General features: G+C 38.6%; 16 protein-coding genes. 7 read left to right on the forward strand and 9 right to left on the reverse strand.

Annotated features, from left to right (window positions below; all coding sequences use genetic code 11):
- Nucleotides 1-62: 62 nt before the first annotated feature.
- Together C3K47_RS18425 and C3K47_RS18430 are read right to left on the reverse strand one after the other, a co-directional pair.
- Nucleotides 63-434: a DMT family protein gene (locus C3K47_RS18425; RefSeq protein WP_103790637.1), complete on the reverse strand. Its 372-nt coding sequence runs from the start codon at nt 432-434 to the stop codon at nt 63-65.
- Nucleotides 435-443: 9 nt separating this feature from the next.
- A complete protein-coding gene (locus C3K47_RS18430) occupies nt 444-2,903 on the reverse strand; it encodes a DUF5686 and carboxypeptidase regulatory-like domain-containing protein (RefSeq protein ID WP_103790638.1) in 2,460 nt (819 codons plus the stop codon).
- Nucleotides 2,904-3,026: 123 nt separating this feature from the next.
- Between C3K47_RS18430 and kbl the strand changes: the two genes are divergently transcribed.
- Both kbl and C3K47_RS18440 read left to right on the forward strand, forming a co-directional pair.
- Complete coding sequence (gene kbl, locus C3K47_RS18435; RefSeq protein WP_103790639.1) at nt 3,027-4,217, forward strand: glycine C-acetyltransferase; 1,191 nt, start codon at nt 3,027-3,029, stop codon at nt 4,215-4,217.
- 99 nt (nt 4,218-4,316) lie between these two features.
- The gene (locus C3K47_RS18440) at nt 4,317-5,081 is read left to right on the forward strand and encodes an MBL fold metallo-hydrolase (protein ID WP_103790640.1); all 765 of its coding nucleotides are present in this window, start codon (nt 4,317-4,319) and stop codon (nt 5,079-5,081) included.
- 74 nt (nt 5,082-5,155) lie between these two features.
- Here C3K47_RS18440 and C3K47_RS18445 read toward each other — a convergent pair whose 3' ends face one another.
- The 4 genes from C3K47_RS18445 to C3K47_RS18460 all read right to left on the reverse strand — a co-directional run bounded on the left by C3K47_RS18445 (nt 5,156) and on the right by C3K47_RS18460 (nt 8,214).
- Nucleotides 5,156-5,836, reverse strand: a complete 681-nt coding sequence (locus C3K47_RS18445; RefSeq protein ID WP_103790641.1) for a DUF4412 domain-containing protein — start codon at nt 5,834-5,836, stop codon at nt 5,156-5,158.
- Between the two features lie 133 nt (nt 5,837-5,969).
- Complete coding sequence (locus C3K47_RS18450) at nt 5,970-6,566, reverse strand: YceI family protein (protein ID WP_103790642.1); 597 nt, start codon at nt 6,564-6,566, stop codon at nt 5,970-5,972.
- Nucleotides 6,567-6,797: 231 nt separating this feature from the next.
- Nucleotides 6,798-7,412 (reverse strand): YceI family protein, encoded by a 615-nt coding sequence (locus C3K47_RS18455; RefSeq protein WP_103790643.1) that lies wholly within the window; start codon nt 7,410-7,412, stop codon nt 6,798-6,800.
- A gap of 184 nt (nt 7,413-7,596) precedes the next feature.
- Complete coding sequence (locus C3K47_RS18460; RefSeq protein ID WP_103790644.1) at nt 7,597-8,214, reverse strand: hypothetical protein; 618 nt, start codon at nt 8,212-8,214, stop codon at nt 7,597-7,599.
- Nucleotides 8,215-8,556: 342 nt separating this feature from the next.
- Between C3K47_RS18460 and C3K47_RS18465 the strand changes: the two genes are divergently transcribed.
- Nucleotides 8,557-10,449, forward strand: a complete 1,893-nt coding sequence (locus tag C3K47_RS18465; protein ID WP_165784738.1) for a sensor histidine kinase — start codon at nt 8,557-8,559, stop codon at nt 10,447-10,449.
- The gene (locus C3K47_RS18470) at nt 10,446-11,093 is read left to right on the forward strand and encodes a response regulator transcription factor (RefSeq protein WP_103790646.1); all 648 of its coding nucleotides are present in this window, start codon (nt 10,446-10,448) and stop codon (nt 11,091-11,093) included. The genes C3K47_RS18465 and C3K47_RS18470 overlap by 4 nt, the downstream gene beginning before the upstream one ends.
- A 1-nt stretch (nt 11,094) precedes the next feature.
- Here C3K47_RS18470 and C3K47_RS18475 read toward each other — a convergent pair whose 3' ends face one another.
- A complete protein-coding gene (locus tag C3K47_RS18475; protein WP_133159417.1) occupies nt 11,095-11,673 on the reverse strand; it encodes a hypothetical protein in 579 nt (192 codons plus the stop codon).
- A gap of 172 nt (nt 11,674-11,845) precedes the next feature.
- Between C3K47_RS18475 and C3K47_RS18480 the strand changes: the two genes are divergently transcribed.
- Nucleotides 11,846-12,586, forward strand: a complete 741-nt coding sequence (locus C3K47_RS18480) for a class I SAM-dependent methyltransferase (RefSeq protein ID WP_103790648.1) — start codon at nt 11,846-11,848, stop codon at nt 12,584-12,586.
- Between the two features lie 138 nt (nt 12,587-12,724).
- Nucleotides 12,725-13,693, forward strand: coding sequence for a SixA phosphatase family protein (locus tag C3K47_RS18485; RefSeq protein ID WP_103790649.1), 969 nt, complete (start codon nt 12,725-12,727; stop codon nt 13,691-13,693).
- A 76-nt stretch (nt 13,694-13,769) separates the two neighbouring features.
- Here the strand turns inward: C3K47_RS18485 and gcvP are convergent, their stop codons facing one another.
- Nucleotides 13,770-16,661, reverse strand: a complete 2,892-nt coding sequence (gcvP, locus tag C3K47_RS18490) for an aminomethyl-transferring glycine dehydrogenase (RefSeq protein ID WP_103790650.1) — start codon at nt 16,659-16,661, stop codon at nt 13,770-13,772.
- 254 nt (nt 16,662-16,915) lie between these two features.
- On the opposite strand from gcvP, the gene C3K47_RS18495 reads away from it, so the two are divergent.
- A complete protein-coding gene (locus C3K47_RS18495) occupies nt 16,916-20,431 on the forward strand; it encodes a gliding motility-associated C-terminal domain-containing protein (RefSeq protein ID WP_133159418.1) in 3,516 nt (1,171 codons plus the stop codon).
- Between the two features lie 36 nt (nt 20,432-20,467).
- Here C3K47_RS18495 and C3K47_RS18500 read toward each other — a convergent pair.
- On the reverse strand, nt 20,468-25,147 hold a 4,680-nt coding region (locus C3K47_RS18500; RefSeq protein ID WP_103790652.1), incomplete at its 5' end, for a tandem-95 repeat protein.

Consider the following 25,147-nt stretch of genomic DNA (forward strand, 5'->3'; position numbering starts at 1 on the left):
TTCAAACCCCACTCTAATTTACCAATCCTAAATTAATCGAATTAAAAACATCGATTAAACTTCTACCATTTCTTAAACGCAAAAAACACTGCCAAAATGATAAGAACAAAGGCTACAAAGTGATTCCAGGCAATTTTTTCGGTTTTAAACAATAAGGTGGTAAACAACAAAAACACGGTTATTGATACTGCTTCCTGAATTACTTTTAACTGCAAAAGGTTAAAAGGGCCTCCGTTTTCTTTAAACCCAATTTTATTTGCCGGTACCTGAAACATGTATTCAAACAAGGCAATTCCCCAGCTAATGAGAATAATGGCTACCAAACCGAGGTTTTTACTCCACTCCATCTCTTTAAACTTCAAATGCCCATACCATGCAAACGTCATAAATATATTTGAAATAGTAAGCAGTCCTACTGTTTGTAATTCCTTCATGCAATAATGTTAAAATGAGGTTGATAAACGAAATGCCGATTGATAGCTTTTGCCATCCATCCACGAAAAGCCAAATTCCGCCCTGAACAATAACCGTTGCAGTCCAAGATATAGCTCAGTATGGCTATTGAGTTTTTCGGTTTGAAGATAGTTGGCTCCAACTATTTCTTCCAGGCGAAGCTTTCGAAGCAATGGTATTTTGTTCATGAAAAATCCGGAGAAATTATGCTCAGCATGTCCTTCCAGGTAATAGTCCTGTGTTGAATATCCATAGTAATCCAAAAACCGGAACACACTACTGCTGCTGCCTTCATAAAAAGTCACCCTGTTACCTTTAAATTGCATATAGTCCATAAACCAGGCAGAAGTGCTACTTAAAAACTTACCTGCTCCAACACTATAGGCCACATTTCCTAACAATCCAAGTCGTATTCCAGAATCATACAATCGGGCGCTCACCATATGATAATCAACATCCGAATTTAAAACCGGCAACCCCCCGCGGTAGTTCAAAGCAAGTTTAGGCCACTTGCTGCCGACATAGAATTTACCGTCGGGACGAGTGACATATTCGGAACCAAATGTAATAATGGTTCCCAGAGTTACTGTCAGCGCCTGATTTTTAACAAAAGCCGGATCATTGTTCAAGCCATAGTAAGGGTTATTAGCCGTAAACTCGTGCTCAGGCTCGGGCTTAAATGAATAAAAGTTTGAATTGACCAAAGGTAAGCGCTTGGCATAATCCACAATAGCATTAAACTGAACGCCGTTGGCCAGTTCGCGGCTAAACGAAGCGGTTACAAACTGACGTTCGTATAGCTTCATGTAGTTTGAGGCATAAACCAAGGTATTATAGGTATTGAACAATGGGGTCATAGAACCCTGGTTGTTGAAATCAACCACTTCGGTACCTATCTTTAATGAAACCGAACCCGACTTCACCGGATCAAAGTGATAATAAGCCTGAACATTTCCATTGAAATGCTGATTGCTAAATCCATAACGAATCTCAGGAATAATGCTATAGTTTTGACGACTTTCATAATTCTTCCTGAACGAACCACGTAACGTAAGATTAACCCCTTCAACCGTGTTAAATTGAAGGTTATCGAGAAGAATTGGCGAAAACTGCCAGGTTTGTTTTTTATACCGTTGCCGGTATGTATAGCCGCCTAAAACCAAGGATAACGGTTTAAGCTTATTGCTTTTGCGATCAATTGAATCAAGGTAAACGGGCGACTTCCGTAGGGTTTCGATGCTGTCTTTACGTATATAATCTGTTTTTTCTTCGGAAGTTAAAGGCACCGGCCGGGCTTGTGCCCAGTACAGTGAATCCTTTTTATTCGATTCCTTAGTCACCTTTAATACTTCTCCAGTAAAGAAATTCTTTGGAAACTTAGGATTAATATCATAGTTCTTATAAACCCCTATATAATCGCCGGCAAACTTAAAGCCCAGAAAACTTCCATTAAAACTAAACTTTTGCGAAGCCAGCATCCACACTTTATTGTTGGCTGGGTAATACTGCTGACTAATGGTCAGGCTATCCAATACCCTTATCTGCGCATCTTGTGTCAGCAAAACATCCGCACTATACAATCGCCACGAGTTTTCAATAATATAAATAAAGCCCCTGAAAACGGGATCATTCTTCCGGCGGGGAATCAATTCGATTTTATTTATCAATAGATCACCTACAGTAGTAGTACCCGTTAAACGATAACGATAATAAAACAAGGCATTCTCTGATATTGGCGAAACCAACCCGCGTGGGCTCAATTGATCAAGATTCACCAGGTTTTCGTAAAGATTAATCATCAGATCTGATGATTGATTAAAACTGAACCCGTTACTCCGTCCGCTGACTTTGGAAGAGATCATTTCTTCGCGGATCTTGTCGGGAGACTGGAAATTAAATTTAGATTCGGACTCCGACAGGTAGAGAATTCCTCTTCGGTTCGAATCCAGACCCATTTCTTTGCCAATTTGATCCACATCCACCCCCAAAAACTTTTTAGGTGCACCATTCAGGCGTTGCAATCCCTTAATATAAACATCGCAAGAATAGCCGTTTACCTCATTCAAATGAGCTTTACGCTTCTTAATTGCATTTCTGATCACTTCGTAGGCAGGATCTTCAGCATTAGCACTTACTTTAACTTCATTTAAAGAAAAAACTTCTTGTTCCAGCTGCACATTAAGCTCAATTGATGCAGAGCTTATTGTAACCTGCCTGACAATTTGCTTAAAACCAATAGATTTAAATAAGATTTTATAGGATCCGGCTTCTACTTTTAAGGAATAAAAACCCTCTGCATTAGCCGTTGTGCCAATTGTAGTGTTTTCGAGGTAAACATTGGCAAACGAAACCGGCTTTCCGTTTACATCTGTAACTTTTCCTGAAATGGTAGCTGCTAAAAGTGTTTTAGAAAGAACAATCAGCAAAAGTGAGACTAGAGATCTTAACATATCTTTTTAGAATGCGCGCAAAATACAAATTTTCCTGTAGGCGTGTAATCATAAAAGAACGCTCGTTTGCAGTGTTTATTTCTTACTTTTGCGCCACCACAAAACAATAAACGCTTACGATTTATGTACGAAACACTTAAACCAGTATTAGAGGCTGAACTACAAGGCATTGAAGCAGCCGGATTATATAAAAGAGAGCGCATTATTACCACTCCACAAGGTGCCGACATTGCTGTTGCCGGAGGAAAAGAAGTAATTAATTTCTGCGCTAATAATTACCTCGGATTATCATCACACCCTAAAGTTATTGCTGCCGCAAAAGAAGCAATTGATACACATGGTTATGGCATGTCAAGTGTGCGTTTTATTTGCGGAACACAGGACATCCACAAAGAACTGGAAAAAAAGATCTCTGAATTTTTAGGCACTGAAGACACCATTTTATATGCAGCAGCTTTTGATGCAAACGGAGGTGTTTTTGAGCCTTTATTTAATGAGCAAGATGCTATTATTTCAGACGAGCTGAACCATGCTTCGATCATTGACGGTGTTCGCTTGTGTAAAGCCGCTCGTTTCCGTTATAAACACAATGACATGGTTGATCTTGAAGAACAATTAAAGGCTTCACAGGATAAACGCCACCGTATAATTGTTACCGATGGTTCTTTCTCAATGGATGGAACAATTGCCCAATTAGATAAAATCGCTGATTTGGCTGACAAATATAAAGCCTTAATCATGGTTGATGAATGTCACTCATCAGGCTTTTTAGGCAAAACCGGTCGTGGCACACACGAGCATTGCGGTGTAATGGGCCGTATCGATATTATCACCGGTACCTTAGGAAAAGCTTTAGGTGGCGCATCAGGAGGTTTTACATCGGGCCGTAAAGAGATCATCGACATGTTGCGTCAACGTTCTCGCCCTTATTTATTCTCTAATACAGTTGCACCAAGTATTGTTGGAGCTTCAATTGCAGTTTTAGATATGTTGAGCGAAACCACAGAACTGCGTGATAAATTAGAATTCAACACTAAATACTTCCGTGAGAAGATGACTGCTGCCGGATTTGATATCAAACCAGGTGTACATCCAATTGTTCCGGTAATGCTATATGATGCTCCTTTAGCTCAAAAATTTGCTGAAAAGATGCTGGAAGAAGGTATTTATGTAATTGGTTTCTATTATCCGGTAGTTCCACAAGGCAAGGCTCGTATCCGCGTTCAAATTTCGGCAGGCCATGATATTGAACACTTAGACAAAGCAATTGCTGCATTTACCAAAGTGGGTAAAGAGCTGGAAGTGATTAAATAATGACAGAAGGTTGGAATGAGAGAATGAAAGAATGTTTATTTTTGACATCGTTTATTCTCTCATTCTATCAGTCATTCATTCTCTCATTAACATTAATACATGAAAATATTCCCCCTTTACGAAGGTTCCTTCTCTGTTGACTCCAGCAAAAAATTTATTCCTTTTAATCCAGAAACTGATAATCCTAAGGATCGTCCGGGATCACTATTTATTTACGTTCAGCCTTTTCTGGTACAAACCAAAAATGAATTGTTATTAATAGATGCCGGATTAGGAGTTCGGGAGGCCAATGGAGAACTGCAATTGTACAATAACATTCGTAAGGCAGGATTCGAACCCGATGATATTACGAAGGTTTTAATGAGCCATTTGCATTACGATCACTCTGGAGGCATGATGTATGAAGAAGATGGCAACTGGAAGCTGAGCTTTCCACATGCCGATTATTTTGTACAAAGAGGTGAGATGGAAACCGGTTTGGTTAAGCAATCTAAATCATATAAAGCCCCTGTTTTAGAACACTTATGGCGGACGCCGAACCTTCATTTGATTGAAGGAACCGGAAAAATAAATGATGAAATAAGTTTTGAGATAACCGGAGGACATTGTGAGTTTCACCAGGTTTACCTGATCGAATCAGAAGGTGAAAAAGTTTTCTTTGGAGGAGATATTTTACCGGAACCAGAACAATTACTCCGTAAGTTCATTGCTAAATATGATTTTGACGGACGAAAAGCAATGGAACTGCGCGAGTATTATGGCAAACTAGCCGCTGAAAATGATTGGACCTGTTTGTTCTATCATGCAAAAAGCAAAGCTACAGGCAAAGTTAAATATGAAGACGGAGCATTTTCAGTGATATAATTAGACCATAGTCCATAGTCAATACTTTTAAACCTGACTATTACTATGGACTATAGTCTATAAACTATTAACAGTTAGTTCTTTCCAGCGCCTCCCATCATTCCACTATCCATTAGTTGATAACCCTCAGTGCTAAATATATCAGCCGGCACATCTCCTTTTTTTATGTCTTTGATCAACATGGTAGTTTTAGTGCCTTTTTTCTTATCTGTAACTAAGGTTTCTAAAGAAGGTCCTTTGAAATATTTAGCATACTTGCTAAAGTTGCGTGTTGGCCCTCCTCCTTTCGGGCCTCCCATATTGGCAAACATCGATTGTAGGTTAAAAGCCATATCCTGAGCTACCCACATATCAATCAATGAGTCCTCTGTTTCAACGATTACCTTCTTACATGGATGACCATCAATCGCTTTAGTTTCTTTGGTTTCGGTTATTTTGGGCTCTGCCTTATCCTTCATCATTTCTTCCAGATCCTTTGCTTTCCCTTTAAAGCCCATTTTATTGCCATTCATATCCATAAGCGTATATGTCTCTTTTGTTTTGGCATCAAAAATAATCCGCACTTTTCCGCCTTTCATTTGCTCCGGGGCCATAGTCATTGCCCAAGCCTGATCTTTATAATAACACAGCATTTCAACAGGTTGCATCACTTCATCTCCACTGATGAGCATCTTAAAACTTCCCACAAAATCCTGTGCTTTGGCCATACCGTTAACCAACAATACAACCATGGCTAGTAAAAACATTCTTTTCATATGATAAAATATTAGACAACCTTAAGTTAATAAGATTATGCTGATTATTTAGATGAACAAATATTTTATGATATAAGCAAAAAAAGCGTCCCGAAACGGGACGCTTTTGCGCTTTGTTTAATTGATTAATACCTTATTTAGCCGCAACCAAAGAGATCTTTAAGTTAAAGTTATCGCTGATTGCTTTATCGCCTAAGTTAAAGAAGCTAGCCGAACCAAATTTAATATCAAAATCAGTACGGTTAATAGTTACATCAGCTGCTGCTACCACACTACTTTTCACTTGTTTTACAGTAGCCTGGAATGTGATAGGTTTAGTAATACCTTTAATGGTAAGGTTACCGTTAATTTCATATTTATCACCACCTAAAGATTTAGAACCTAGGATATCAATTTTCGCAGTAGCGAATTTATCTGTACCAAAGAAATCATCTGCTTTTAAGTGACCAACTAATTTAGCATTGTAATCAGCATTAGTAATATCGGTACAAGTGATTGAATTCATATCAACTACGAAAGATCCACCAGTTACTGATTTACCATCGAACTGAATATTACCATTAGCAAATTTAATGTTACCGGTATGCTCACCAGTTACTTTTTTACCGTTCCAAACAATTGTGCTTTTTGATGCATCAACATTATAAGTTTCTGCTTTTTTCTCTGGGGCTTTAAATGCAAATAAAACAGTTGCTGCTACTATTGCTAATACTGAAGTTAACTTTTTCATATTGGGTTATTATTATTTCTAATTTGATAATACAAATATATGTTTAAACATCATTTGTTTCAACAAACATATTGTATTATTTGCGTTACGTTTTTTTGTTGTAATTCCTTCGATGATGAAGTAATAGTACAGTTCAAGTATAAAAATTGTTTCATTAAGCATGAAACTTTATTGATACTAAAAAGAAAAGCAGCCTAAAGCTGCTCTATATAAACTTAAGTAAATTTCAAATTATTGACGTCTTGCTATCATCTGAGTTATCTCCAATTCAAAATCGTCGTCAATTGCTTTATCGCCTATGTCACTAAAAATACTTGCCGATCGATATTTAATATCAAACTGAATTCTATTTACCTTAAACTTATTAGTGATAATAGCAACTGCACCTCCATTATCAGAGGGAGATACAAATGCAGGGAACTGAATTTCCTTCGTTATTCCTTTCAGGGTTAGATTACCTGTAACTGCATATTGGTTTTTACCCAAACTTTTTGCCTTTGTTATTACAAATTTTGCAGTGGGGAACTTGTCAACAGCAAAAAAATTATCAGATTTTAAATCATTAACCAGTTTTGCGTTATAATTAGGATCTTTTAGATCATTATCGGTGATAGATTTCATGTCGAACTCAAAGGTTCCACCTGCGAGTTTTCCATTTTTCATGGTTACATATCCTTCCGAAAGTTGTAAAGAACCCGAATGCATTCCGGTTATTTTTTTGCCAAACCAAACAATATTGGTTTGTGTAGCATCAACCTTATAGGTTACCTCATCTTTTTTAGCCGAAATAAAAGCAAAAGAAATGAATGCGATGACAGAGAGCGATAAAAGCAGAATCTTTTTCATACCGTTTATTAAAGATTTTTTTGATTGTGCAAGTTAATAAACGTTACCAATAAGGAAATAGTTTAATCAGTATAAAAACAATTAAAATCTTACTATCTCATTTAAAAAGCAGCAGAGGAACTATAGTAAAAACAAATGAAGCTGGCTTCCAGTTATGAAAGCCAGCTTCATTTAACAATTTATACTAATTAGTTGAGGTACATGGTTGCAAAAGAAATAGATCCCATGGAACCGTAGGATATACTGGTATAGGCTCATTAAGGGCATAATCAGAAGAAAGAACAGTACACCTATTGCCTACTTTTTGCACTTTGACCAAACTTACATAACTCTCAAAAAAAACATTCCCAGCTGAAAAGCTGCTAATTGGAAAACTAAAAAGCATGGAGGTGGTATAGCATCCGGAGCTTGATTTTCCCACGGAAGATCCAGAAAGAAGAACTGGATCAGGGGCTGCATTCACCCGTGCAAAGCTAATTCTATATCCAGATGCGGGATCTAATTTTATGTAAAAATAAACATGGGTTGCCGTATTAAAAAACTCACAAGTACCAACACGTTCCCAAAGTATATGATCACACAAGGGATCATCACCACAGCCCCGATCTATTGAAATTGGCGCAAACTGTGATGACCCACATTTTTGTCGTAAACATTCAATTGCTTTTGCTTCATCATCATTATAATTAACAACTGCATCTTGCTCTTCAGACAAAGCTGAATCGCTTTTAGAACATCCATTGAAAAAGAAAATAGCCAGAACAACTGACGCTCTGGCAGTAATTTTTAATAAGTTTCTCATGTTTAAATAGATTTAAGAGTTAATAGATAGATTTTTTCGAAAAGAAGGTAGAGTCACGCCTTGATGAAGAGGATAAACTAAGTTAACTCCTTAAAACAATATTTCATAATATATTGACCAACAGGCAAATAAATACACATCACCTCCTTGAAAGCTATTTGTTTGCTTCTGAAACAGGTGTTATTTAGCAAGGCTCCTCTCCCATTAAAAAACTGTTTTCTGCTTTATTGATCCTGATTACTTAAAAATTGAGTTTATTGTTCGATTTCCAGAGCTTCAAAACACAAACTCCGGATGTATTTTACTGATTATCAAAACAATAAATGCTATATATTTGCACATATGGCCTCACGTTTACTTACTATATGCTTGCTTTTAGGCTTCAGTATAAGAACATTTGCACAGTTTCCGCTCGACACGCTCGATATTGCCATAAAACGATCCGCTCATCTTACCCATTATTATAAATACCTTGAGGATTGCAAAGGTTATAGTCAAAATGAAGTTGCCGCTTTTTTAAATTCCGGTCAGTTTAAAAGTCCCATTCCTAAGCAAGCGTTTAATATGGGCATTAGTGCATGTAGTTATTGGTTAGCCATTGCGTTAAAAAACAGTTCGGCAGATGAAAAGTCCATAGCGTATACGTTCTATAACAATGGTTTACTTTTCAATTTATATGAATTAAAAAACAACTCGGCAAAACTGATCGACAGCAATTCAATGCATAAACCGTTGCTGGAAAGAAATTTCCCGGTACGTGGTGTATCTTTTCAACTGCTGCTTAAACCTCATGAAACTAAAATTTTATTGATTAGAATAAAAGGAACTACGGCTAGTAGTATTTACACACCCATTGATATTTCTTCTACCAACGAGTTGCTCTTTTTTGAAATCGGATACAGTTATCTTATTGGTAAATATATCGGATACTTTCTGCTTGCCTTGATTGCTAACTTATTGCTGTGGGCGGTTTTAAAAAACAAGCTTCATTTTTTTCTGGCCTGTTATATTCTGATCATTTTAGGCTTCATTCTCGATGATTTTCATTTTGATTCAATGGAATTTGGCGGTCGTTTTTTCAGGCATTGGAGCTATGTACACGAAGTGTTTTTTGTAGGTATGGCACTCTATTTCTGTAGCAGAGTATTTATTTTATTTACTGATCAACAAAATGAAAACCCGCGATTATATTACTGGTTAAGCCGTTATAATCTTATTTTATTACTTCTTTCGGTTATTGTGCTGCTAAGCTCTTTAACATTTAATTACTCTCCAAAGGTTTACAAAATAGCCGGAACCATAACTTATTACTATACCGCATTCGGTTTCTTCTTGCTGATTTACGTTTTGCTATATGGAGTTGTAAAAAAACAGTATTACGCACTGCTCTATTTCATCTCATCAGCTTTATTATTGGCAGGATTTGTAAGCTATATAGCTGGTTCTTTCAAACTAGGACGGTTATTAAACATCCGCCCGGGTAATATTATAAACGGATTGGCGCTGGAAATAACCATTTTAACTTTTTTCTTCGTTTATAAGTACAAAAAAGAAAAAGATGAGTTGCAGGAAAAGACATTAGAAAGTATTAAATTAAAAGAAGAACATTCGGCAGCCTTATTAGAAATGCAGGAAAATGAAAGGACCCGGATAGCTAATGACTTACATGACGATGTGGGAAATACACTAAATGGACTTAGACTAATGACTCAAAATTATTTCGCCAAAACGCCTGCAGCAAATAATGAAGAAGCTGAATATCGCCAGCAGTTGTTAGACGGTATCAAAAAGGTGAATATCGATTTAAGAAACATCAGCCATAACCTTTTACCGGAAAACCTTGCACTTACAGGCCTGATATCAAGTATTAAGAATCGGCTCAACTTATACAATGTAAATAACACCGGCATATACATTACTTTTATTCATGAAGGCAATATAGAAGCACTACCAGATAAAGTTAAATTAATAGTCTATCGGATAATAAATGAGCTCTTACAAAATACGGTTAAGCATTCGGAAGCAACAAAAGCCACGATGCAATGTCTTTTGTTCGACAATAGCTTACAGATAATTATGGAAGACAATGGCAGAGGCTTTAACAACAATGCAAACCAGCAAAAAGGACTGGGAATTAATAGTATCCAATCGCGAGTAGATTATTTGAACGGTATATTCGAAATAGACAGCAATGAAAATGGGACGACTATAATTATTGAAATTCCGGCAAAATGAACCAGGAAGAATATAAAATAATTATTGCTGATGATCATAAACTGATCAGCGACAGTATTGAGTTGATTATTCGAGAGAATAACCTAGGAAGTGTGATGGGCAAAGTGGCCAACGGCAATGAACTGTTTATTTTGCTGGAACAAACATCCGTCCATCTGATTATAATGGATATAAGAATGCCTCAGCTTGATGGCCTTAAAGCTTCAGAAATATTAAAATCGAAAAAAAATCATTCGAAGATCCTGGTTATCAGCCAATACGATAACATTGAGTTTGTAAAACAGTTTCAGGCAATGGGAATTGATGGCTATTTGCCGAAGTCATTTGATATCAATGACTTTATAACTGCCATAAAAAAGATAAAAGCCGGTGAAAAGTTTTTTCCTTTGTTGCAAAACGATAATTCGACAACCCATTCATCTAAACCGTTTTCTTCATTTGACAATGATCGGTACAAACTTTCAGAACGCGAAATTGAAATCATTGTTTGCATTTCTCAAGGACTCACATCCAGGCAAATTGCCCAAAAGCTTTTTTTGAGTGAATTTACTATAACAACTCACCGGCGCAATATTTTCAGAAAATTAGATATTAAAAACGCTGCTGGTTTAATATTTTTTGCCAAAGAAAATCATTTGATTTAATCTATTGCTTTGTGATGCCGCAGCTCTGAATCGAATAAATCCTCCAAGGTGTTCTATCCACATTTGAACTTCGATTTCCAGCATAATTAGTACCCACAACACTGCAAACCGGACCCGTTCCTCCAACTCTTACTAAATCAACCTTATATTCATAAAATGCCCTACCTGCAAACGGATGACTACTCAACGGAATTGTAACAAGTAAAGTTGTAGCATAGCAACCGGAATTGCTGGCAGTTACAGGAGTTGTTGTATGTACGTCAATATCATTACTAACACGCACACTTGCTTTTTTTATTTTATAGCCTGTTTCCGGAAATATTGTAAAGTAGAAATAGATATTGGAACTGGTATTATAGATCTCACATTTCCCGTAGTCTTCATAAATTAAGTAGTCGCAAAGGTAGTCAGCACATCCTATAGCCTTAGATATTAACTGCATATCACTTGAACCACATCGTTCCTTTATACCTTCTTCTACCTTAGTTTGATCATCGGAAGTTGAAACAACCTGAGCATTTTGAAGAGAGGGGGTTTCTGATTTCGTACAGAAATTCATTGTTCCCATAACCATCGCCATTCCGGCTAAGATTATAACTTTTAAAGCATGTTTCATTTTTCAAAAATTTAGATGAGTAAAGAAATAAGAAAACGATAGTAAATCTAACCCTTGGATCTCACATCCGACTAAGTATAATTACCTGATATTCAACTATATTTATAGATCTATCAATTAAACAAACAGTTATATTTTGAAGGACAACTTTTCTAAACAAGCACACTTGTACGCTCAGTTCAGACCCGGTTATTCAAATGAATTAATTGATTTTGTAATAAACCTGGTTGCTGAAAAAGAATATGCCTGGGATTGCGGAAGCGGAAATGGCCAAGTTGCTGCAGCATTGGCTACTCATTTTAAAACTGTTTATGCTACTGATATCAGCCAACAACAGCTCGATAATGCTATTCAAAAAGAAAATATTCATTACCTCTTATCAGCGGCAGAAGAAACACCCTTTAGTGAAAACCAGTTTAATTTAATCACTGTAGCTCAAGCTATTCATTGGTTTAATTTTGAAAAGTTTTATGCTGAAGTAAACAGAACGCTAAAACCCAATGGCATTTTGGCGGTTATCGGTTATGGATTGTTAAGCATTGATCCTGAAACAGATGCAATAATTCGTTATTTTTATACTGATATAATTGGCTCCTACTGGGATAAAGAACGAAGTTATATTGACGAAAAGTACCATACTATTCCATTCCCTTTTGTTGAAATTAAAACACCAACATTCTTTAGTTTTTATTCCTGGAATCGGGAACAATTTATTGGATATTTAACTACATGGTCGGCGGTACAGCATTATAAAGACCACAACAAAAAGAACCCTGTCGACTTAATAATCAACCAATTAGAGAAAGCTTGGCCTGTTGAAGAAAAGCGTTCAATTATTTTCCCCAACTTACTCAGAGTGGGCAAAATTAGGCCTTAAACTTCAATAAAACCCTAGTCAAAAAACCAACCATAGCAGCACGTCCGAAGGCTTAGTTATTGCAATAATGGTTTCCATTCAAGGTAAGTTTTGTTTTAACCAGCCTTATTTTCTCAACAATTTTAAATTTTTAAGGAAATGAAAAACTACTCCCAAACCATTTTCTACCTACTGATAATTCTTTTATTGGGGTGTAAAAAAAACGATTCGGATCCGGAGCAACCCAGGGTAACTTCCTTAGAATTCAAAAATGATTTATTATTTGTAAACAAGGCCGATTTTCAAATCGAAACCAGTGTGCCTGCCGAATTCTCATCCAGCGATCCAAAAATACAGATGACCTCCGATGGCTTAATCCATAGGATCACTTCATCAGAGGTAATAGCAATTGATGTAACCTGGAAAGATCGTTCACTAACACCCATCCGGCTATATGCTTTAGGGGCTACCGACGATTCATTCGACCCTCCGTATGCCGCTTTTCATGGAAATCATGCTTCTGATCCTTATAACGCCTATCTTCTAGGTTGGGAAACTTTACAAAAACTCCCGGTAACCAATACCACTTATGCCATTATTTTACGCCATGCAGATGCCGACGACGGTGTGGATTTCAGCAAAACCACCGGCCCAGCAAACTGGTGGAAATCTTGTGACCCAACCGAAGCTCGCCAACTGAACCAACAAGGAAAATCCAGATCCACAGAACTGGGTAAAGTATTCAAAGATTTGCAATATAATATCAACAGGGTGTTCAGCAGTGAGTTTTGCAGAGCTCGTACGACCGCTGAATTAATTGACGCCGGGCCCACAATTCAAATTGACAATCGGCTTAACCATGGAAGTTACAATGTTTCGGGCGGTAGTATTTTTGGAGGAATTAGAAATGTGCTTGGAGAACAACCTGTTGACAACACCCTCACTTTAGTGGTTACCCATCATGCCGGCAACGAAATGATTTTCCAGACATTCCCAGAAGTTTCTCCATTTACCTGGACCGGTGCCTATTTTATAAAGATCGACCCCGATGGCACATTAACTTACGAGGGAGCCGCTTCATGGGGCATGTTTATGTACTGGCGTAATAAAAAACTTGGCCTGTTATAATTAAAAAAATTAACAGAAAAATAAAGCCCAACCATTAAATGGTTGGGCTTCTATATTTAAAAGAAATAAGCTAAAATTAATTGGCTTCTACCGATTCCTCCATGTAACTTTCAATTGGAGGGCATGAACAAACCAAGGTACGGTCGCCATACGTGTCGTTTACACGTGCAACTGAAGGCCAGAATTTATTAGCTGCAACCCAGTGTAATGGGAAAGCTGCTTTCTGACGGCTGTATGAATGTTCCCACTCATTGGCAGTGATTACCGCTGCAGTGTGAGGAGCGTTTTTCAACACATTGTCATTTTTATCAGCCTTGCCTTCTTCCACTTCATTGATCTCATTTTTTATAGAAATCATTGCTTCGCAGAAGCGATCTAATTCTGATTTAGGCTCTGATTCAGTTGGTTCGATCATTACCGTTCCAGGAACCGGGAACGATACTGTTGGTGCATGGAACCCATAGTCCATCAAACGTTTAGCGATATCAGTAACTTCAATACCAAAGTTTTTGAATGAACGGCAATCCAAAATCATCTCGTGAGCACAACGACCGTTAGCACCTGAATAAAGTACTTTATAATCGTTTTCTAAACGCGATTTGATATAGTTAGCATTTAAGATAGCGTATTTGGTAGCATTGGTTAAGCCTTCACCACCCATCATTGCGATGTAAGCGTGAGAAATAACCAAAATACTTGCACTACCCCATGGAGCTGAAGAAACTGCATGAATTGCATTGTCACCACCGGTTTGAACTACTGCGTGACCAGGTAAGAATGGAGCCAGGTGTTTAGCAACACAAATTGGACCCATACCAGGACCTCCTCCACCATGAGGAATACAGAAAGTTTTGTGAAGATTTAAGTGACAAACGTCGGCACCAATGTTAGCAGGACTGGTTAAACCAACCTGAGCATTCATATTAGCACCATCCATATACACTTGTCCGCCATTATCATGAATGATCTGACAAATTTCAATGATCGCCTCTTCAAATACACCGTGTGTAGATGGGTAAGTAACCATTAATCCGGCCAGATTATCTTTATTTTCAATTGCTTTAGCACGTAAGTCTTCAACATCGATGTTACCATTGTCATCACATTTGGTAATTACAATTTTGAATCCTGCGATAGCTGCAGAAGCTGGGTTGGTTCCGTGGGCAGAAGAAGGAATCAGGATCACATTGCGATGACCATTTCCGCGGCTTTCGTGATAAGCACGAATTACCATTAAACCTGCGTATTCACCTTGTGCACCTGAGTTAGGCTGCAAGCTTGCACCGGCAAAACCGGTAATTTCACATAACCATTGCTCTAATTCAGAGATCATTTGGGCATACCCCCCCACCTGATCAGCAGGAGCAAATGGATGCAATTTGCCAAACTCAGCCCAGGTAACCGGAATCATTTCAGCAGTTGCATTCAATTTCATGGTACAAGAACCTAAAGAGATCATTGAATGGTTCAATGAAAGATCTTTGTTCTCCAAACTTTTAATGTAACGCAACATTTCATGCTCAGAGCGGTGTGTATTGAACACAGGGTGAGTGAAAAATGCTGATTTACGCTGTAGATTCTCGGCAATTGGCGAATTTAAGCTGGTTGCCAATCCATCAACGTCAACATCACTAAGTTTTTTACCAACTACTTTGGCAAATACCTTTACAATGGCTTTAATGTCTTCAATCGAAGTAGTTTCATCAACGGCAATACCCACTTTTGAACCTTTATAATAAAAGTTCAATTCGGCATCAACGGCTTCTTTATTAATAGAACCTACGTTGCTTCCAGCATCGATCTTAATGGTATCGAAAAATGCGTTTGTTAAAACATTATAACCTAAAGCAGTAAGCGCCTTTTTAAGAAGAACTGCCATTCCATGGGTACGGTTAGCAATTTTCTTAACACCATCCGGACCGTGGTAAACTGCATACATCGAAGCCATGATAGCTAACAATGCCTGAGCGGTACAAATATTAGAAGTAGCTTTATCTCTGCGGATGTGTTGCTCTCGAGTTTGAAGCGCCATACGCAATGCCTGGTTGCCCTGCGCATCAATAGTTACACCAATGATACGGCCTGGCATTGAGCGTTTATATTCTTCTTTAGTTGCAAAGAAAGCAGCGTGAGGACCTCCGTAACCCATTGGTACACCGAAACGCTGAGAAGAACCCACAACGATATCGGCACCGAACTCCGATGGTGGAGTTAACAAGGCCAAACTTAAAATATCAGCAGCAACGGTGATCTTGATGTTTTTCGAATGACATTTATTAGCGAAATCCTTATAGTCATAAACCTCACCATTAGCAGCAGGGTACTGAACAATAGCACCAAACATGTTTTCTGATAATTCAACAGTTTGATGATCGCCGATTAATAACTCGATGCCAAGCGGCTTAGAGCGAGTCATTAAAATGTCGATGGTTTGAGGCAATACTTCCTGAGAAACGAAGAATACATTAGCGCCATTGTTTTTACGCAATGAGTATTGCATAAACATAGCTTCAGCGGCTGCTGTACCTTCATCTAATAAAGAAGCATTTGCGATCTCCATACCCGTAAGATCGATGATCATTGTCTGGTAATTCAACAATGCCTGCAAGCGACCTTGGGCAATTTCAGCCTGGTAAGGAGTATATTGGGTGTACCATCCCGGATTTTCAAGGATGTTACGCAAAACTACATTTGGAGTGAAGTTATCGTAATAACCACGACCGATGTACGATTTGAATACTTTGTTTTTAGAAGCAGTTTGCTTTAAGCTGGCAAGGTATTCAAACTCGGTTTTGGCAGGAGGTAAATTAAGAGGTTTTTTCAGGCGGATCTTTTCAGGAACGGTTTCGTTGATCAACTGATCAACTGAATCAACACCTATCACTTTTAACATCTTCTGGGTATCTTCCGAACCCGGAGCAATATGGCGGCCTTCAAAAGCCTCTTTGTAATTGATATCTAACTTCATGAGGTTAAATTTGGAGCCGCAAAATTAATTAATTAACAAGCCATAAACAACGGTTTTGCGACTATGCAAACATCCTGAATAGACTCTTAATTATTAAATTCCACAATCTTTCTACTTGGCAAAATCAACCAAACAAGCTATTCTTGCCTGCGTAATTTAATTCTGGCAAATAGACATTATGCAGATTATAATTTTATAAAACTAAATAGCATTCATATTGCTATTTTTACGCCCTGTTGATTTTACCTTTTACTTTGAAAAAACTTTACTTAGCAGCCATTCTTACGCTCCTTTCTTGTTTATCAGCTTACGCTGACACCTTTATCGTAACCTCCAACGCCGATGCAGGCCCTGGCACCTTACGCGAAGCCATTGAAAAGGCTACCGCAAATGGTACCGAAGAGATGGATTACATTCATTTTAATTTACCGGATGTGAGTGAGACAGGAAGGACGATAATTGTCGAAATGGAATTTCCGAGATTGTCATCAAATTTAACGATTGATGCAAGTACTCAACCCGGAAGTAAGTTTGGAGTATCTGATGCAAAAGTAAAGCTTGTTAGGGAGCCCAAAGTTTACGAAGAAACCTTTGTCTTTAGAGCATTCCATTGTGAAAACATTGCATTTTACAGTTTGTTTTTTGAATATGCGGGCAACACTTCTTCTCCAAGGGAAGTTAGTTTCACTAGATTCACGAATGCATTAAGCGGCACCAATTTCATTGATGTGCATTTTTCAAAGAATATTATAATCGGAGGCCCCTTCAAAGGAAATTTAATGAGTAAAGCTTCCACAAGTATATCAATCGGAGGCAGCAATACCGAATCACAAGGTTTAAGTGATTCATGTAGAAATATTAAAATCCAGAGTAATATTATTGATTTAACTCAAAATGGAAATTCTTATGCAGAAGAGTTCCTTACTAATGGAATTTCTGTTGGTGACTCTTTCGATGTATTAATTGGGGGAGAGTTACCTCAAGAAAGAAATATAATTGCTTCTCAAGTTACTGCGAATCCATATTCTTATGGCGACGTAATTAAAGGAACTATACAAATAATCGGCAATTTCATTGGCACCGATTACTCTGGTAAAAACAAAAGTAGTACAGAAGCATACCCAGCATGTATTTCCGTCAACTCTTTCCAACCGTCAAAAACCGTAAATGTTCTAATAAAAAATAACGTAGTAGCAAATGGCTCCATAGGAATAAGTGTTTTCAACATAAATGGCGATATTATTATTAAAGGAAATTATGTAGGAACAGACATTTCTCAAAGCATTGATTTAGGAAATTTATACGATGGGATAACCGTAAGCTATTGCAACTCCGCAAACATTCAAATTGGAGGAGACAACATTGAAGATGGAAATATTATAGCATTTACCAAATATAAAGCACTTAATATTAGCACTTTGGGCCTTGGCCATGCTAAAATCTTAAACAATAAAATTTATTGCAACGGAAGATTTTATCCTATTTATGATGATCTATCGTATGAGCTTCCTTTTATTAAGATTGAGACCATTACAACTAATGAAGTAAAAGGAACAGCCACTCCTAATGCCAAAATAGATTTGTATTATACTGATAAATGCTGCCGATATCAGCCTGAAACATACTTTGCATCCACTGTAGCTGACAATCAAGGAAATTGGGTATATAATGGAATTATAATCAGCTTAGGAGTAACAGGGTCTGCAACCTTTAATAGCTCAACTTCTGAATTTAATACGCCCCCATTATTAGAAAAAGATTTTAGTTTTTCTGCTGAAATCGATAACTGCAACCCATCTCCAGTAGCTATCCAAACCCTACATCTTTCAAAGCCAATGCCTATTAAATGGTATAATTCGAAAGGAGAACTTATTAGTACTGATCTGAATGCTACTAATTTAAATGAAGGTAAATACACAATAGTTACAGGTGACCCATGTGTTCAATCGAACACTTATGAAATTAAAAGCAACACACCTGCCAATCAATATTATTCGTCAGAAAACGAAATTCTTCCACCAACTTGTGGTCAAAAAGGTAGAATAATTCTTGGCTTCGATTTTATTCATTATGATCCTAATATCTGCTATTTCTATTTAAAAAATTCAAAAGGTGACATTATTCAATCCACCGAAAAATATGGCGGATTTAGCAATGTTGACCCTGGGGAATACAGTATTATAATTACAAGAAACAATTGTTCAATTGAAACAGAAAAACTTATAGTCCCTAATGAAGTACCCAGCCTTTCCATAAATTCTGACCATGTTCGAATCCAAAATACTGTTTGCGGATATAAACAAGGATATATTAAGGGATTAATTTTTGAAAACATGCAACAAGGATTACTTACATGTGAATGGAGAAATGAAGCGGGAGAAGTTGTAAGTCATGGCATTTACCTTGAAAATGCTCCGTCCGGGAAATATCAATTAACGATTCAGGATATAAGAGGGTGTACACCTGTTAAATCCGAAGTCTTCATCATCGAAAACAAAGGAGAAATTAAAATCGATTACTCATCGGTTAAAATCACCAACACCTCATGTAAGAGTGCAACAGGCTCCATAAAAAACATTTCAGCTTCGGGAGTAAGCAGATATGAATGGTTGACAGAATCAGGAACTGTAGTATCAAGTCAATTAGAATTAGATGCAGCCCCTGAAGGCAGATACAAATTAAAAGTTTACAACAGCACTTATGGATGTTTTGATGAGACTCCCTTTTTCGAAATCATTAAAGAAAAAGGTAAAACCTACCAGGTAAGCGTTTTTGAACAACATAAAACCACGTGTGGCCGTGCAAATGGCTCCATTACCATAAAAGGTTTTGTTTCTGATATTCCTGCTGCATTTAAATGGACAGATGCCCAAGGCAATTTGATATCTCAAGATCAAAATTTGACGAATGTAACCTCAGGAACTTATCACTATTATGTTTATAGTCCCGAAACCTGTGAAACTGATTTAGGAACATTCTCAATTGAATCAACCCCACCTGTTCTAATCTCTCAAAATTCATTACGCGTAACTGCCGACTTCTGCGACTTTAGTAATGGCTCTATCAAAAACATTAAAGTTTCAGGAGGAACTCCTCCTTATGCTTATACCTGGAAAAATGATAAAGGAGAAACTATTTCAGATAAACTTGACCTTGTAAATGTTGTCTCCGGAAACTATACGCTGACAGTTAAAGACGATACCGGTTGTGAAGCATTTTCAAACACAATAAATATTGCTCCAAGTTCAATTCAATTAACGAGCCCACTTGTCAACAACGTTACCCTTTGCAGCCCAGGAACCGCTGTTTTTGTTGTTAGAAATACAGAAAACGGTGGTACTTACAAAGTTTATGAATCACCTATTTCTTCAGCGCCAATTGCTCAAAGTGCTAACGGTATTCTTACAATAGGCAAAGTTGAGCATGACCAGACTTACTTTGTTTCCTTTAGCAAAGGTTCATGTGAAAGCGAACGAACTGAGGTAAAAGTAAGTTTAACATCTGATGCGGTTCAGGTTTCCAATGTGTTTACCCCTAATGGCGATGGCAAAAACGAAGTGTGGGAGATTGGCAATATGCAACAAAACCCTTCGGCTGAAATAAGTGTATTTAACCGCTATGGTCAAATGGTTTTTCATTCCATCGGCTATCACACTCCTTTTGATGGAACTTATAAGAGCCAAAAATTGCCTTCAGGCACTTATTATTATGTTATCCACCTAAAAGCTGATTGCCCGGCGGTTGTGGGTCCGTTGACGATCATCAGGTAGTTAATAGTCGTGGTCTATGGACTATTAACTAAATACCTACCGCAGGATAGTGATATACCCGCTATACACTTTAGTATTTCCTTGTTTGTTTTTAATGCGAAGGGTGTAGAAGTAGGTTCCTTCGGGTAAATCAGAACCATTCCAATCGTTCTTATATGGTTTGCTCTTATATATTTCCGCTCCCCAGCGATTAAAAACCTGCAATTCGGAATCAAAATCTTCAACCCCATTGATAGTGAAGGTATCATTTATACCATCGCCGTTCGGAGTGAACACATTGGCTACTTTAAATCCAAACACTTCAACACTCACGCTTGACTTATTATCTGATGGATTTGCTTCTGATTCAATCGCAGTAACCGTTGCCGAATTAATAAAATCTCCACCCTGAACGGCTGTAACATCAATGGTTAATTGCGCCGATTGCTGTGCAGCAAGACTACTAATCTCCCAGGTAACAATATTTGACCCTGTTATAGTAACATTCCCCAGGGTTGCGTTTGCGGAAACATATGAAAAACCTTCGGGCAGAGTATCGATAACCGTTACCTGAGTAGCAGCATTAACATTATCGCTATTCTTAACTAACAGGTTAAACGATAAGGCCTGATTTAAATCAACCTTCGTAATGCTGGCTGTTTTGGTGATCTGCAGATCCACCAAACCTTTTTTAACGGTTATTTCAACTGTTGATGTTGTACATGCTTCAGGGCTAAAACTATCACACACCGTGTATGCAAATGTATCAGGACCTGCATAGTTGAGATCTGGTGTATAAACAGGATTTCCAGTCTCCATTTGAGTGATAGTTCCATGTTGAGGAGCTGTTGAAACACTATAAACCAATGGAAGCGGCCCGTCTATATCGCTTACATTTTCCGAAATATTGAGCGTTCTGGCTTCATTAAACAGAACGTCATACGCAAGATTCGAAGATACAGGAGCATCATTTACAGGAACAATGGTAATATTTACGGCTATCGTGCTTAAACCACCTTTGTCGTCCTGTACTCGCGCTGTAAATGTATCTGAACCAGTGTAATCTTTAGCTGGGGCGTACAAATAACTACCATCCGAATTTACAGTCAAGGTACCATGTTCAGGTACTACTGCACCAATCACGAATGTAATTGGATCTCCTTCCGGATCTACAGCTATAAATTTGCCTGCATAAGGAGTATCTTCATTAATAGTTAAGTTGATGGGAGTTGCAGTTTCAGGCGGACTATTAACCGGATTAATTAAGATACTTACTGTAAACTCATCGCTACCCCCCTTATCATCCTTTACCCTGACCTTAAATGAATCGGATCCATTGAAATTAGGATTAGGTGTATAGGTAAACGATCCGTCGGCATTCACCTGAACAATACCATTTTGTGTTGAAGTAATCACCTCAAAGGTTAATGGATTATTATCTACTGAAATACCATCAAGTTTATTGTTCAGTGTTTCATTCTCATCCATTACAAACGACATTTCAAATGCTATTGGAGGATCATAGACAGATCTTATTTCGATATAAACCTTAAAGGAAGCCAATCCCCCATTGCCATCATTTACTTGCATAGATACTGAGTCCGCTCCATTAAAATTACTGTATGGAATGTAGGTATAATCCCCATTCTGACTTAATTCAAACAAACCGTTAGCGGCTTCAGAAATAACCGTAAAAGCAAGAGGATCGCCGTCAACATCAGTAGCAGTTAATGTACCTGTTAACTGAATATCTTCATCCGTTATCAAACTTATGTTTTGAGCAACAGGAGTATCGTTATCCGGTGTTATTTCGAGCTGCACAGTTATCTGGGCATTTCCACCATTTCCATCATCAACAGTAACTATAAAACTATCTGTTCCATTGAAATCGGCAAATGGAGTATAGGTATAGGTTGCATCGTCATTGATCAATATATCTCCATGCAATGGGACTGTATTTATTGAATAAGTAAGAAGATCGTCATCGGCATCTGTTGCACTAACGCTCGAACTAAGTGAACCGTCTTCTTCCAGGGTTTCTGAAACCGGAGTAACAGCAATAGGAACATCATTAACCGGAATTATACTGATGTTTACTAATACCTGGATAAGCCCTTCATTCCCATCATCGATATTAACACTAAACTGATCAGTTCCATTATAATCTTTATTCGGAGTATAAATAAATGCCCCAGTTTGCTGATTTAACTGAAGCTGACCATTTGATGCAGGTGTTAAAATCACGAAATTCAACGCATCTCCGTCTACATCACTGGCCTCAACAGTTGCTGATAGCACTTCATCTTCGTTAACTGTAAATGCTTGAATAAGGGTTGCCCGCGGAGAATTATTAATCGGCAGAACATTAATATTAACTTGAATAGATGCAGTTCCTCCGTTACCATCATCCACAAAAGCACTAAAATGATCAACTCCTACAAAGCCGGCATTCGGAGTATAAATAAAGGACCCATCGGCATTTACTATTAAACTGCCCTGCTGAGGATTTGCTGCCACTGAATACATTAGTGTATCTTCTTCCGGATCAGTTGCCGAAAGATTTGAGCCTACAGCTATATTCTTATTTGTTTGTAATTCAATTGGGGTAATGGCGACAGGAGAATCATTTACCGGATTTACCTCAATATATACCTTAACAACGGCATTCCCTCCGTTTCCATCGGTGATGGTTACCACCAAACTATCTTTTCCAAAATAATCTTGTTTTGGAGTGTATGTAAATGAACCATCAGGATTTACTATTACTGAGCCGTTAACTGGTTCAGAGCTTAAATACGACAAGGTATCACCATCAACGTCAGAAACCGTTATTTGTCCACTTACGGGATTATCTTCATCTGTTGTTAGCGCAATCGGAGATACGGCAACCGGACTATCATTGACCGGATCAATCTGAATATTAATAATTATTTCAATGTTACCCCCTTGTCCATCGCTTACAATCACAGTAAAAGTATCTGTCCCATTATAGTTGGCAGTTGGATTATAGACAAAGGCCCCATCAATGGTTAAAGAAACTATACCATGCTGCGGCTCAGCTCCAGGCTTCAATACAAATGTCAATTGATCCCCATCATCATCAGTGACGATCAATTGATCTTCAACGGGTGTATCTTCAGTAGATTCATACTGTATCGAAGAATCAGCTACAGGGGCATCATTCACCGAATTGACGGTGATGGTCACTGATTGTTCCTCGCTGCACAATTGAGGCAGACCATTATCGCAGGCCTGATAACTAAAGCTGGCCGTACCACTAAAGTCAGCTGCAGGGGTAAAGCTAAAGCTGCCATCGGCATTCAATAGTAAGGTTCCTTCCTCCGGAGGCAGATCGTTTATTAATACCGCTGTAAGTACATCTCCATCTATATCGCTGGCAGCCGGTGCATCCGTCAGCACATTGCCCGTTTGCGTGCCGCCATCTTCATCCATTGTATAGCTATGATCCGCGGCTGCCGGCGCATCGTTTACCGGACTAATAGTAATGTTAATGAGCTGCGAAACCGTGCCTCCATGACCATCTGACACCTGAATTTCAAAACTGTCGCTGCCGTTATAATTTGCTAAAGGAAGGTAGCTGAAGGATCCATCGGCTTGCAGCGTCAGTGTTCCAGTGCCGGGTGCTGTCTGCACGCTGAAGGTTAACAGATCTCCATCTACATCCGTCGCTTTAAACACGCCCGTCAGCTCGGTGTCTTCATCGATTGTAAACGGACCGGCTGGTTCTATTACCGGCGCATCGTTCACCGGGTTCACCAAAACATGCACATGGATCAGCGTGGTGGCCCCGGCGGCATCTTTGATCTGCACCTGGAAATGATCATCCTTATTATAACCTCCCGCCGGAGTGTAGGTATATTCAAGGGTACTGGTGGTACCGCTATGGCTGGTGTTACCCAGCACAACCGTGCCGTGCGCAGACTGGGTCTCCAAAGTAAAAGTCAACACTTCACCATCGGCATCATCAGCGGTTAGCTGGCCATTGAAGACTACATTTTCATCCGTAGCAATGGATATCGGACTCACTGCTGTTGGAGCATCATTAACCGGCATTACGGTTATATTCACTGAAATAACAACGCTGCCACCATTGCCATCGCTCACCCTGGCCGTAAAGGAATCATCGCCATGGTAATTGGCTGCAGGCACATACGTAAATGAACCATCGGCAGCAACCGTAACTGTTCCATTTGCTGGATCGGAGGCTTTACTGAACGTGAGTACATCTCCGTCGGCATCGCTGGCGACCAACTGATCTTCAACCGGCGTATCTTCATTGATTTCATACTGTACCGGTGAGGTAGCTACAGGGGCATCATTCACCGGACTTACGGTGATGGTCACTGATTGCTCCTCGCTGCACAATTGAGGCTGACCATTATCACAGGCCTGATAACTAAAGCTAACCGTACCACTAAAGTCAGCTGCCGGGATAAAGCTAAAGCTACCGTCGGCATTCAATAGTAAGGTTCCTGCCTCCGGAGGCAGATCGTTTATTAATACCGCTGTAAGTACATCTCCATCTATATCGCTGGCAGCCGGTGCATCCGTCAGCACATTGCCTGTTTGCGTGCCGTCATCTTCATCCATTGTATAGCTATGATCAGCGGCTGCCGGCGCATCGTTTACCGGACTAATAGTAATGTTAATGAGCTGAGAAACCGTGCCTCCATGACCATCTGACACCTGAATTTCAAAACTGTCGCTGCCGTTATA

It is taken from the genome of Solitalea longa, assembly GCF_002920915.1.
Classification (GTDB): Bacteria; Bacteroidota; Bacteroidia; order Sphingobacteriales; family Sphingobacteriaceae; genus Solitalea; species Solitalea longa.